10 protein-coding genes are annotated in these 13,099 nt (G+C 49.6%); all 10 read right to left on the bottom strand.

Going from position 1 to position 13,099, the window contains the following annotated elements; translation table 11 throughout:
* From Q1V74_RS05480 to rsmH, 10 genes are read right to left on the bottom strand one after another with little or no spacing between them, the layout of a single operon-like run.
* Positions 1–945 (bottom strand): D-alanine--D-alanine ligase, encoded by a 945-nt coding sequence (locus Q1V74_RS05480; protein WP_300647404.1) that lies wholly within the window; start codon positions 943–945, stop codon positions 1–3.
* On the bottom strand, positions 942–2,351 hold the full coding sequence (murC, locus tag Q1V74_RS05485) for a UDP-N-acetylmuramate--L-alanine ligase (RefSeq protein WP_300647405.1): 1,410 nt from the start codon (positions 2,349–2,351) through the stop codon (positions 942–944). The genes Q1V74_RS05480 and murC overlap by 4 nt, the downstream gene beginning before the upstream one ends.
* Positions 2,348–3,418 carry an undecaprenyldiphospho-muramoylpentapeptide beta-N-acetylglucosaminyltransferase gene (murG, locus tag Q1V74_RS05490; RefSeq protein ID WP_300647406.1) on the bottom strand — a complete coding sequence of 357 codons (1,071 nt, stop codon included), beginning with the start codon at positions 3,416–3,418 and terminating at the stop codon, positions 2,348–2,350. Before murG ends, murC begins: the two co-directional genes overlap by 4 nt.
* Complete coding sequence (gene ftsW, locus Q1V74_RS05495; RefSeq protein WP_300647407.1) at positions 3,415–4,605, bottom strand: putative lipid II flippase FtsW; 1,191 nt, start codon at positions 4,603–4,605, stop codon at positions 3,415–3,417. The genes murG and ftsW overlap by 4 nt, the downstream gene beginning before the upstream one ends.
* Positions 4,602–6,059, bottom strand: a complete 1,458-nt coding sequence (gene murD, locus Q1V74_RS05500; RefSeq protein ID WP_300647431.1) for a UDP-N-acetylmuramoyl-L-alanine--D-glutamate ligase — start codon at positions 6,057–6,059, stop codon at positions 4,602–4,604. Before murD ends, ftsW begins: the two co-directional genes overlap by 4 nt.
* Positions 6,056–7,228 carry a phospho-N-acetylmuramoyl-pentapeptide-transferase gene (gene mraY, locus Q1V74_RS05505; RefSeq protein WP_260649280.1) on the bottom strand — a complete coding sequence of 391 codons (1,173 nt, stop codon included), beginning with the start codon at positions 7,226–7,228 and terminating at the stop codon, positions 6,056–6,058. Before mraY ends, murD begins: the two co-directional genes overlap by 4 nt.
* Positions 7,218–9,989 (bottom strand): bifunctional UDP-N-acetylmuramoyl-L-alanyl-D-glutamate--2,6-diaminopimelate ligase MurE/UDP-N-acetylmuramoyl-tripeptide--D-alanyl-D-alanine ligase MurF, encoded by a 2,772-nt coding sequence (gene murF, locus Q1V74_RS05510; RefSeq protein ID WP_300647408.1) that lies wholly within the window; start codon positions 9,987–9,989, stop codon positions 7,218–7,220. The genes mraY and murF overlap by 11 nt, the downstream gene beginning before the upstream one ends.
* Positions 9,989–11,728 carry a penicillin-binding protein 2 gene (locus tag Q1V74_RS05515; protein ID WP_300647409.1) on the bottom strand — a complete coding sequence of 580 codons (1,740 nt, stop codon included), beginning with the start codon at positions 11,726–11,728 and terminating at the stop codon, positions 9,989–9,991. The genes murF and Q1V74_RS05515 overlap by 1 nt, the downstream gene beginning before the upstream one ends.
* Positions 11,725–12,027 (bottom strand): cell division protein FtsL, encoded by a 303-nt coding sequence (gene ftsL / locus Q1V74_RS05520; protein ID WP_300647410.1) that lies wholly within the window; start codon positions 12,025–12,027, stop codon positions 11,725–11,727. The genes Q1V74_RS05515 and ftsL overlap by 4 nt, the downstream gene beginning before the upstream one ends.
* On the bottom strand, positions 12,024–13,091 hold the full coding sequence (gene rsmH / locus Q1V74_RS05525) for a 16S rRNA (cytosine(1402)-N(4))-methyltransferase RsmH (protein WP_300647411.1): 1,068 nt from the start codon (positions 13,089–13,091) through the stop codon (positions 12,024–12,026). Before rsmH ends, ftsL begins: the two co-directional genes overlap by 4 nt.
* Positions 13,092–13,099: the final 8 nt, after the last annotated feature.

Here is a 13,099-nt window from a genome sequence, read left to right on the forward strand (position 1 = left end):
TTATTTTCTAGCCACCGCTTGAAGTTTTAAGCTCGCACTTTTTAAGATGCTTAAGCATAGCTGTTCGTAACTTATCCCTTCAGCCTTGGCTGCCATGGGAACTAAAGAATGACTCGTCATGCCAGGCGAAGTATTGACCTCGAGCAACCAAGGCTGATTATTTTCATCCAGCATGAAATCCACACGTCCCCAGCCCTCGCAGTTCACACCCAAATATGCTTGACGTGCATACTCTTGAATTTGCATAGTGAGTTCAGCAGGTAAGTCCGCGGGACAAAAATACTGCGTCGCATCACTGTAGTATTTGTTTTCAAAGTCGTAGTTGCCATCAGGGGCTACTATTTCAATCACTGGTAAAGCCCGAGCCTGCTCGCCTGAACCTAATACCGGCACAGTAAGCTCACGCCCTTTAATAAAGCGTTCAGCTAGCACAAACCGATCAAAACGCGCCGCTAACCGATAGGCGTCAAGCATTTGTTCTGAGGTTTCAATACGGCTAAAACCTACGGTTGAGCCTTCGTGCGCAGGCTTCATAATAAAAGGAAAAGCCAAGACCTGATCCAATTGACGTAGGTCTTGCTCTGACTGCAATAAAGCAAACTCAGGAGTAGGCAAGCCAAGTTGCAACCAAACCCTTTTTGTCATGACTTTATCCATCGCTAGGGCGGATGCCATCGGCCCACTTCCCGTGTATGGAATCTGCAGTAGCTCTAACGCCCCTTGTAGCGTTCCGTCCTCACCAAAACGTCCATGCAAGGCGATAAAAACACGGTCAAAACCAGCTTGAGCTAAATCACTTAAATTTTGAGATTGCGTATCAAACAAATGAGCATCAACCCCTAACCGGCGGAGCGCATCATGTACCCCTGCTCCGGACATCAGAGAGACCTCGCGTTCGGCTGAAACACCACCGTACAACACCCCAACTTTTCCTAAATGATTCATGCTAATTCCTTTAGTTGACCCGCCACCCGACTAATTGAACCTGCCCCCATTAACAATACGACATCCCCATCGCGCACAAAATTATGGATGGCTTCAGGCAGTTGTGCAACATCTTCTACAAAAACAGGCTCGACGCGTCCAGCAACACGAATGGCTCGTGATAAGGCGCGCCCATCCGCCGCAATAATAGGCTCTTCCCCAGCCGCATAGACCTCGGTTAAAAATACAGCATCGGCTTGGCTGAGAACCTGCACAAAATCCTCAAAACAATCGCGTGTGCGCGTGTAGCGATGGGGCTGGAATGCCAACACTAGACGACGATCAGGCCACGCTCCACGAGCCGCGTCTAAGGTGGCTTGCATCTCAGCTGGGTGGTGTCCATAATCATCAACCACCGTATACGTGCCCCCACCTGCCGCAGACGGTACCGCCAAATCACCGATTTGAGCAAAACGGCGTCCTACACCTGTAAAGTCATCTAAGGCCGCAGCAATATCCGCATCGGCCACTCCAAGTTCAGTAGCGACAGCAATCGCTGCCAAGGCATTCAAAACATTATGCTTACCGGGTAAGTTCAAACGTATCGATAATGTAGGTAACTCGCCCGCACTTCCTTGGCGTATCACATCAAAATGCATTTTAGTGCCAACATGGCGTACATTAATAGCCCGTACCTGCGCTTGCTCATTATCAATACCGTACGTCGTCACCGGTCGTGATACAAAAGGAATGATCTCTTGTACATTCGCATCATCCACACAGAGAACGGCGCTCCCATAAAAAGGAAGGCGTTGGGTGAAATCAATAAATGCGCTTTTCAACCGAGCAACATCATGGCCATAGGTGTCCATATGGTCCACATCTATATTTGTAATAATCGCCATGACAGGCAATAAGTTCAAAAAGGAAGCATCGGATTCATCTGCCTCGACGACAATATAGTCTCCCTGTCCTAAGCGAGCATTCGCCCCAGCTGAATTCAATCGCCCCCCGATCACAAAGGTGGGGTCCAAGTCGCCAGCGGCTAAAATACTAGCAACTAAGCTAGTCGTCGTAGTTTTACCATGGGTTCCAGCTACAGCAATGCCTCGCTTTAAGCGCATTAGCTCAGTTAGCATCAACGCTCTGGGCACCACGGGAATGCGCAACGCCCGCGCTGCTAAAACCTCTGGGTTATCATTACCGATCGCCGTAGACACCACGATCGCCCCCATCCCTTTTACATTATCCGCATGATGCCCGATAACAATACGTGCCCCAAGCTGCTCTAATCGTCTTGTTACCGCTGACTCTTGAATATCCGAACCACTAATGGCATATCCTAGGTTCAACAAAACCTCGGCAATACCGCTCATACCTGAGCCGCCAATCCCGACAAAATGAATATGTTGAATACGATGTTTCATGCATTTCCTTTAGCTAATCGCACACACGTATTAGCAATTTTTTCTGTGGCTTCTAATTGCGCATGCTCCTGAGCATGAATGGCCATTTGCTGCAGTTGCTGACGATTGAGTTGTCGTAACCAGCTAGTTAACCACTCTACAGTTAGAGCAGATTGTGGTTGCAACCAGGCGGCATCACAATCACTTAAATAACGTGCATTGGCAGTTTGATGATCATCTATGGCATGGGGTAAGGGCACGAACAGCGCAGCCACCCCTACGGCGGCCACCTCTGCAACCGTCATTGCTCCAGCACGACAAATCACCACATCCGCGTCAGCCATCGCGGTTGCCATATCATCAATAAAAGCTGTTGCTGTGGCTTTTACTCCTAACGCCCGATAATGATCCTGCACCTGACGCACATGCATCTGACCTGTTTGGTGTGTCACCACCGGTCGTTGAGCCTCTGGGATTTGTTCTAAAGCCAAGGGAATCACGGCATTCAACGGCGCCGCCCCGAGGCTGCCTCCAACCACCAATAAGCGCAAAGGCCCCCGTCGTCGCCCATAGCGCAACGCCGGTGCAGCTTGCTTAGTAAAACTTGCTCGCACCGGATTACCCACCATGACAGCCCCCGGGAGCGCCCCAGGGAAACCCACTAAAGCCTGGCGAGCTATTTTCGCAAGGTAACGATTTGCCGTACCGCCAATGGCATTTTGCTCATGTATGATCAGAGGTATCCCTGCCAGTTTTGCCATGAGCCCCCCAGGAAAGGCGACATACCCACCCATGCCTAGCACCACACTCGGGCGCGCTACCTTTAATGCTTGTCGGGCTTCTAGGCAAGCTTTTACAAGACGAAAAGGAAGCTGCACCATAGCAGAAACCCCTTTGCCTCGTAAGCCAGCAAAACGTAACGGTAATAACGGAAAACCATGCTCAGGCACAAGCTGACCTTCCATCCGCTCTGGATGCCCTAACCAATAAACGCGCCAGCCTTGAGCGCGCAAATGATGCGCTACAGCAAGCCCAGGCATAATATGACCGCCCGTGCCTCCTGCCATGATCAATATTGATCGACTCATCGCCGTATCCCCCGCATTAAATTCCGGTTCTCATGGTCTACACGTAATAACAAGGCAATAGCCATCAAATTCATTAAAATGGCTGAACCACCATAACTCACTAAAGGTAATGTCAGCCCTTTAGTTGGCAATAAACCCAAGCAAACACCAATATTAATAAAGGTCTGCACCCCAAACCACACGCCTACCCCTTGAGCTAGCATGCCATTAAATAACCGCTCCATAGCAATGGCTTGACGACCTATTTCAAAAGCACGCCAAATAATAAAGGCAAAAGTCAAAATAAGTAGGGTCACACCAACAAAACCAAGCTCCTCACCGATTACCGCTACAATAAAATCCGTATGCGCCTCGGGCAAATAATGCAGCTTTTCGATACTGGATCCAAGACCCACACCAAACCATTCACCACGCCCAAATGCAATCAACGAGTGGGATAACTGATAAGCACTACCATAAGCATTTTCTGGTTTCCAGGGGTCTAAGTAAACAAACAAACGCTCCCTACGCCATGGGGCAAACCAAATCATCGCTGCACCAATGCCACCAAAAAGTGCAATCATCCCTAGCATCCAGCGCAAAGCGATACCACCAATAAACAGAATCCCCATAGCAATGCAGGCGATGACAACAAACGCGCCAAGATCAGGCTCAAGTATTAGTAAGCCGCCGACCAAACCAACAACAGCGATCATTGGCACAAAGCCACGTAAAAACTCCGACATATGATCTTTTCTCACTACAACGTATTTAGCAGCAAAGATCATCATGGCGACCTTCATAAACTCTGATGGCTGAAAATTGACCAAGCCTAACGGGATCCAACGCCTAGCTCCATTGACCTCTCGGCCAATACCCGGAATCAATACGAGTAATAGCAACAGCACTGCAATAACAAAAACAGGGTAAGCCATTTTTTCCCACACACGCATGGGAATAAAACTGACGGCTCCCGCTAACAGCGCCCCTAGAGCTAAAAACAGAGCATGACGTAATACAAAATAATAATGGCCATAACCACGGTACTGCGGCCCATCAGCCAGAGCAATGGACGCAGAATACACCATGAGTAGCCCAAATGCCGCCAACATGCATACAACGGTAAGTAAAGAAATATCGATACTCGGCATCGTTGTACGTGTCGGGCGCTTACTGCGCCAAAGACGTTGTGTTAACGGGGTGCTCATGCGACTTCTCCATGATCTAAAGCTAAATCGGTCACGGCTTCTATAAAGCACAGACCACGCTCGATATAGTTTTTAAACATATCCAAGCTAGCGCAAGCCGGCGATAGCAGCACAGCATCCCCACTTAAGGCATGAGAAAAAGCCTGGTGCACGGCCTGTTCTAAGCTAGAGACCAGCTCCACAGGAACTGATACCACCTGCAACTGCTCCGCTATTTTCTGCGCATCTTGACCAAATAAAACCACCGCTCTACATATGCTTTTTTGAATGCTCGTGGCCAATGGAGCAAAGTCCTGGCCCTTACCAACACCACCAGCAATTAAAACCAAAGGTCGCTTTAATCCCTCTATCGCGGCTACCGTCGCACCTACATTCGTCCCTTTGCTATCATTGATAAAGTCGATACCTTGAATATTGCGCACAAACTGACAACGGTGGGGCTCGCCCTGATAATGCCGTAAAGTCTCTAATAAAGGCCCCCACGCCAATCCGGCGGCATGCGCTAAAGCTAAAGCAGCTAAGGCATTGCTCAAATTATGCTTACCCTGAACAAGCAAAGCGGCGGCAGGCAATAGATAATCAGGCTTTCCGTCTGCTGTTGTAGTACAAATCCAATCCTGGCCCTGGAATTCGCAAACTCCCATATCCTGTCGCTGAGGGGGGCGATTCAATCCAAAACTTTGTACCTGGTGGTGAGCCACTAGGTTCAAGATGGCCGCATCGTCTCGATTAACAATAGCTAACTGACTCATGCTTAGTAAGCGCGCTTTAGCCTGAGCATAAGCGGCCATTGAACCATGCCAGTCAATATGATCTTGCGATAAATTCAGTACCGTGCCCGCTAACACCGGTAAAGATTCGGTGTGCTGAAGCTGAAAGCTAGAGAGCTCAATCACCCAAAAGTCAGGTAGGGCGTCTTGGTCAAGTGCTTCGGTTAACGCCGCCAACGCCGCTGGACTAATGTTTCCAGCTGCCCGCACCGTTACACCGCTCGCCTGCACCATCGCTTTTAGCATTTGTGTTACCGTGGTTTTACCGTTAGTTCCGGTGACTGCCAGCAGCTTAGGCTGATAGCCCTGTAAGCGTAAGTCAGCAAGCGCTTGTGCAAATAGCTCTATTTCGCTGATAACACGAATACCTCGCTCTGTAGCAGCCGTTAATAATGCCGCCACCTCAGGCTGCGTCACCGCTAGGCCTGGACTCAATACTACGGTTTGCACCCCATCAAGCACATCTAGCTGCATCGCCGCTGCGCCAAGAACCACCTCTATAGCGGCGATCTCGTACTGCTGGTGTAGTTGATCGATATAATCTTGATAATGCGGTCGCGTGTCGGCCAAACGTACGGGCAACTGTTGACGTAAATACCAATGTGCCGCAGCAAGACCTGTTTCCCCTAACCCGAGAATCAGTGTAAAGCCATTTTGAGAGGTGGAAAATATAGGGCTGTTCATCGTAATTTCAATGTGGAAAGACCAATCAATACGAGCATCATGGTAATAATCCAAAAACGCACCACCACTTGGGTTTCTTTCCAACCACTGACCTCGAAATGATGATGTAAAGGCGCCATTTTAAAAATACGCCTTCCTTCTCCGTAACGCTTTTTAGTGTATTTAAACCACGTGACCTGCATCATTACGGAAAGTGTCTCAACCACAAAGACCCCACCCATAATGAAAAATACGATTTCCTGACGAACGATCACAGCAATCGTACCCAAGGCGCCCCCTAAGGCTAACGCTCCCACATCACCCATAAATACTTGGGCAGGATAGGCGTTAAACCATAAAAAGGCCAAACCGGCACCCGCAATCGCAGCACAAATAACCATAAGCTCTGAGGCGCCAGGAATATAAGGAAAGAGCAAATACTTGGAGTAATCCACACGCCCTACAACATAGGCAAAAATACCCAAGGCACTGCCCACCATCACCGTTGGCATAATGGCCAAACCATCTAACCCATCCGTCAGGTTAACCGCATTGCTCGAGCCTACAATTACAAACCACGTTAGCGCCGCAAAACCAAACACCCCCAGGGGATAACTAATGCTCTTGAAAAAGGGCACAATTAAATCTGCCTGAGTGGGCAAAGGCATCGTAAAACCGCTTAGTACCCACGCTTTAAACAAAGGCCATAAGTCCCCTGTGGCTGGCGCAGAGACCGCAAATGTGAGATACACCGAGGCAACAATACCAATGACGGTTTGCCAAAAAAACTTTTGCCGGGAGGACATGCCCTCTGGGTCTCGATGCACCACTTTTTTATAATCGTCTGCCCAACCAATCCAACCAAAACCAAAAGTCACCAGCAATACCACCCATACAAAGCGGTTTGTCCAGTCTGCCCACAATAAAGTACTGACCCCGATTGAAATCAGCACCAGCACCCCCCCCATCGTTGGGGTACCATTTTTTTGTAGATGGCTCTCTGGGCCATAACTACGTACAGCCTGACCGATTTTCATTTCTGTCAAACGTCGTATCACCCATGGACCACACCATAAGCCAATAACTAGCGATGTGGCACATGCTAACACCGCTCGTAGTGTGATGTATTCAAATACACCAAAGGCTCGAATATGTGATTCAGCCAACCAGCGGGCTAATTCAAGAAGCATTCTGGTTCTCCGTAAAATACTGCTCTACGGCTTCTACGACCCGCTCCATGCGTGTACTACGAGAGCCTTTGACTACAATTTGTGCCGGCATGGCCTGCAATAGCTGAGCAATTAATTCATCTAAACTCTCAAAGCCACATGCACCCTCTCCAAAAGCATCAGCGGCTTTTTGAGCATCGTTGCCTAAGGCCAATAACACATCAATGCCTTGTTCCCGAGCATAAGCACCCACTTCGGAATGCACTGCCCCACTATGGATTCCAACTTCTGCCATATTGCCTAAAACAAGGATTTTTTTCCCTTTGAGCTGTGCCAAAACGTCAATAGCCGCTCGCACCGAATCCGGATTGGCGTTATAGCTATCATCAATTAACTGCATTCCATTAGGTAAAGGTTTAAGCTGCATGCGTCCTGCCACTGCTTGGAAAGACTCCAAGCCCGTAACAATCGCAGCAAGGGGGGCTCCAGCAGCCTGCGCACATGCTGCTGCGGCTAAAGCATTACGTAAGTTATGAACCCCAGGAACAGGCAAGTGCACAGCGGCACTATCTGCACCCATGACCAAACGAAAGCGGGTTACGGTTGCATCGGCATGGATGTTTTCCGCACGTACCACCGCTTGCTCATTTAGACCAAAGCACAAGGTTTGTCGCGCCCCGGCTAACTGCTGCCACAATGGTGTGTACGTATCATCAGCTGGAAATACGGCCACCCCTTGTTCTGGCAAAGCGGTGATCACGCTACCATTTTCTTGGGCTACAGCCTCCACCGTGTGTAGGTATTCTTGATGCTCTCGCTGCGCATTATTCACCAACGCAATCGTCGGCGCCGCCACCTGTGCTAAAGGTGCGATTTCCCCAGGATGGTTCATCCCCAACTCAAAAACTGCAGCCTGATGCGAAGGACGCAAGCGCAACACGGAAAGTGGCACCCCGAGTTGATTATTTAAATTTCCCTCTGTAGCTAAATATGTATTATCCGTACCTAGCCATTGTGCAAAAATGGCCGCTATCATTTCTTTGGTTGTGGTTTTACCATTACTCCCCGTTACAGCCACAACGGGGATAGCAAAACGCTGTCGCCATAATGTAGCGACCTTGGTTAACACCGCCTGCGTATCCCCTAAGACAAACTGGGGTAAAGACACGTCAACAGGGCGAGCCACAATGGCCGCTACCGCCCCTTTTTCTTTGGCCATTTGCACATAATCATGACCATCAAATTGTTCCCCTTGCAAAGCCACAAAAAGCTGCCCTGCTTGCAAGCGTCGGGTATCGGTACAAATAGAGACATGGCGTAGCCAAGTTAATGCAAAACCTGCCCAATGCGTATCATCAAAGACATAGCGCTGGCCTTGGATCTCTTGGTAAGTTTCATGGCCTTTACCTGCAATCAACACGATATCATTGGGCTCTGCTGCCCATAACGCATGTAGTATTGCTGTAGCTCGGTCTAGCTCTGTATGTACATGACGTGTTGTTATACCTGCTAAAATCTGCTCTGCGATCGCTTGAGCGGACTCACTACGAGGGTTATCAGTGGTAACCACCACCTGATCCGCCAGTCGACTCGCAATATCCCCCATGAGCGGACGCTTAGCCGTATCACGATCCCCACCACAACCAAAAACACACCAAAGTTTGCCTTGTCGCACCTGAGCGACCTCACGCAAAGAAAGTAAAGCATGTTCTAGGGCGTCGGGCGTATGGGCGTAATCCACCACTGCTAAGGGCAAAGGACGATGCTCGCCTACTGCCAACGGTTTTACGATCTGCAAACGACCGGGCACTGGGCCTAACGTTGCCATTAAACGAGCAATCTTAGCGACCGGCCAGCCTAGCTCTAAAAGCACGGCGGCCACCAATAACAGGTTAGAAACGTTATGATCACCTAGCAAGTGCGTTAGGATCTGCGCTGTACCATGCGCTTCAATTAAATTAAAAACCTGCCCATCGGCACCAGTATGTACATCATCCGCGTACAAGTCAGCGGACGCATCCTTCATGGAGTAACTTAATACTCGTTGCGCCTGAGCCTCTGTTAAGAGTTCACGTCCAAATGCATCATCTTGATTGATCACGGCTAAGCGTAAACGCGGCCATTGAAATAAAAGACGTTTTGCTGCCTTATAGTTAGCTAAGGTTTGATGATAGTCCAAATGATCATGAGACAGATTCGTAAAAGCCGCGATATCTATCGCTACCGCATCTAAACGCCCCTGTTCTAAGCCGATAGAGGAGGCTTCGAGAGCCACTAAGTTTGCTCCGGCTTGATGCATCGCTGCTAAACTACGATGCATAGTTAAGACATCTGGGGTTGTCAGCACACCACCTAGATTTGTTCCATCAGGTAGACTCACCCCTAAGGTGCCAATTGTGCCGCATGAAACACCCGAGTTATTCAGCATGGCAGCAATCCACTGTACAGAAGATGTTTTGCCATTTGTTCCCGTCACGGCAATGACAGTCATTTGCTCAGAGGGACGGCCATACCATTCGTGACCAATGGCCCCTAGCAAAGCACTCAGATTCTCTACCTCTAGGGTTGGCACCGACGTGGCACGTGCATGTGCCTGATCCTGCACCACAGCAGCTGCTCCTGCCGCAATCGCCTGATCAATGTATTCATGTCCATTTGAATGCAAGCCTGAGCAAGCAAAAAACACATCGCCTGCTTGAATTGCACGCGAATCCAAACACAAGTGCGCAGAAGTCGATACCCCTTGCGCCGTTAACCAATCTACTATTTGTAATGCTTGCATTATTGTTTTTTCTCCTGATTGGGGTTTGCCGCCACCAATGCATCTACCGGCTCATCCGGCTCTATATCCAATCGGCGCAGGCTACTGGCAACAATCTCTGAAAACACAGGTGCCGCCACCCTTCCACCAAAATAATGCCCTTTAGGCTCATCAATACTGACAGCAACCACAATACGAGGGTTACCTGCTGGTGCAAAACCAACAAAAGAGCTACGGTAACGCGAGCGGCTATACTGACCATTGACAATTTTTCTGGCCGTACCACTTTTACCCGCAACCCGATAGCCTTGTACCTGAGCGAGTTTAGCCCCATCAGGGCCTGCCGCGGCTTCGAGCATAGCTCGTACTGCTTGTGCTACCTCGGGCCTAAATACCTGAACACTGGTGGGGCTGGTTTCGCGCTTTATTAACGAAAGCGATACCATATCGCCATTTCGAGCAAACACCGTATAAGCTTGTGCCATTTGCATTAATGACACCGACAAGCCATAGCCATAAGCCATCGTTGCTCGCTCGATGGGTCGCCACCGATCCCAAGGACGCAAACGACCAGAAACTGCCCCAGGGAAGCCGATTTGTGGTGCACGCCCAAAGCCAAGGGCGGTAAAAGCCTGCCACATCTCCTCTGAGGTGAGTAGCTCTGATATCATCGTCATCCCAATATTGCTGGAACGTCGAAGAATCCCAGCCGCATCTAAGACACCATTATGGCGGCTGACATCAGTAATCGTATGTCCCTGATAGCGATACTGCCCACTACCGGTATTGAACTTTGTATTTAGTCCAATACGTTTTAGGTCTAGCGCCAAAGCCACTGTAAAAGGCTTCATCGTAGAGCCCGGCTCAAACGTATCCGTCAGCGCTCGGTTCCGAGTCATCTCAGGGCGGATAGTACTGCGTTTGGCCGGATCAAATGTGGGCAGGTTCACCAAAGCTAAGATCTCACCGGTTTGCACATCTACCACCACCGCACTAGCGGCATCGGCATTATTTTCTGCCATTGCTTTGGTTAAAGCTGAAAATGTGTCGTACTGAATCCCAGCATCCAGAGATAAGTAAATATCTTTGCCATGCTGAGGTGGTATGACCTCGGCCACATCCTCAAGGATATGGCCTAAACGATCGCGTAAGACCTTTCGGGAACCAGCCTGCCCTGCTAACTCTGTGTTAAACGCAAGCTCTAAGCCCTCACTCCCTTTACCATCGATATCGGTAATCCCAACAATTTGTGAAACGGTTTCACCTTCGGGGTAAACCCGTCGTAATTCATCACGGGTACCAATACCCGGCACTTTTAAGGCTAGAATTTTCTCAGCGGTATCTAATTCCACCTGACGCTTTAAGTAAGCAAACTCTCGCCCACCATTAGCTATCAAGCGCTTTACCTCTGAGAGTGGTAACTGAAGTAACTCACCGACTTGACTCAGCTGTGCATCCGTAGCTCGCGCCGTATTCTGAGGGTTAGCCCAAATTGCCTTCACCAATACCGATGAGGCTAGAACGACTTTGCCACTACGATCAAAAATTTTCCCACGGATAGGAGGTAAGCTTAATTCTTGCAAATAGCGACGCTCACCCTGGGCTTGTAAAAAGTCCGTAGTCAGCCCTTGCAAATGTAAAGCTCGCGCAATCAACGCGATAAAAGCCAATAAGATACACAGTAAAACGAATCTAGCCCGCCATAACGGTAAACTAATGGCGGGCTGCTTGTGACGTAATTTATGATCCCTAGGCCTCATGGCTGAGCCCCCCGTGGCGGTAGAATCGAGGGTTTACCTTGAATATAAACCGTGCGACTTAGATCCGCGGGGTAAAGTGCTAAGTCTTGTCGGGCAATACGATCAATACGCGCATTACGCGCTAACTCAGCACGATCCGATTGTAAATGGCGCCACGCCACATCCAGCTCTTGCGCCTGTAACTGTAGCTGCTCGCTTTTAATAAAAAGCGCACGAGACTGATAGCGCGTATTAACTAAATAAATCGCCGATGCCATCACTAACAACGCTAAGATAGGGACCCAAATACGTAAATTCATCGGCGCCCTCCGCGTTTGGAGTGCGCCCCCGCTACGGCTGAATAGTCAATAGCCGCTGCTAACTGCTGTTGCCACCCAGAAGCCAAAGGTGCAGCCGTACGCTGGGCCACCCGTAATACCGCTGAGCGAGCACGCACATTGTGCTCAATTTCCTCTGCGCTAGGCAAAACCCGCCCAAGACTCTCTAACCACGCCGAAGGCAAATCTTTTTCTGCAATAGGTAACCGTGCATACTGCATCGCTGGGTTAGCTGCGCCAGTAATAAACTGCTTAACGATCCGGTCCTCTAGGGAGTGAAAGCTAATTACTGCCAAACGACCGCCTGTTTTTAATAGGCTTAAGATTGACGGGAGCGCATCCGTAAGCTCCTGGAGCTCGCGGTTGAGGAAAATCCGTATAGCCTGGAAGGTCCGAGTGGCTGGGTGATGATTCTTTTCCCGCGTGCGGACGGTGCTGGCGACCAGCTCGGCGAGATCATGCGTGGTACGTAGCGGGCTGGATTCGCGGCGACTTGTAATCGCCTTTGCAATCTGGAAAGCAAACCGTTCTTCGCCATAATCTGCGATGACCTCCTTAATATCATCTAGGTCAGCTGTAGCTAACCATTCTGCGGCCGTAGGGCCGGTTGAGTTATCCATACGCATGTCCAAAGGACCATTGCGCATAAAAGAAAAACCACGATCAGCATCATCTAGCTGAGGCGAAGATACCCCCAGATCCATCATGACGCCATCAACCTGATCTACCCCTAAAACGGCTAAGCGCTCTGCTATCTGCGCAAAACCAGCATGTACCACTGTTACACGCGTATCCTCGGCGCTTAAGGCTTGAGCATAAGCAATAGCCGCAGGGTCCTTATCAAAAACAATAAGGCGGGCCTTAGGGGAGAGAAACTGTAATAAATATCGACTATGCCCACCACGCCCAAATGTTGCGTCGACAAAAACCCCGTCTTTAGGGGCAAAGGTGGTATCGGGCACAGACCAGCGCCGCGCTTTAAATGCAGGCGCGATCAATGCAGAAACCGTAGGTTCCAATAAAACGGAACGGTGTTTGAGTTCCATGACTAGCC

The organism is Paenalcaligenes sp. (genome assembly GCF_030152715.1).
GTDB classification, from domain to species: domain Bacteria; phylum Pseudomonadota; class Gammaproteobacteria; order Burkholderiales; family Burkholderiaceae_B; genus Paenalcaligenes; species Paenalcaligenes hermetiae.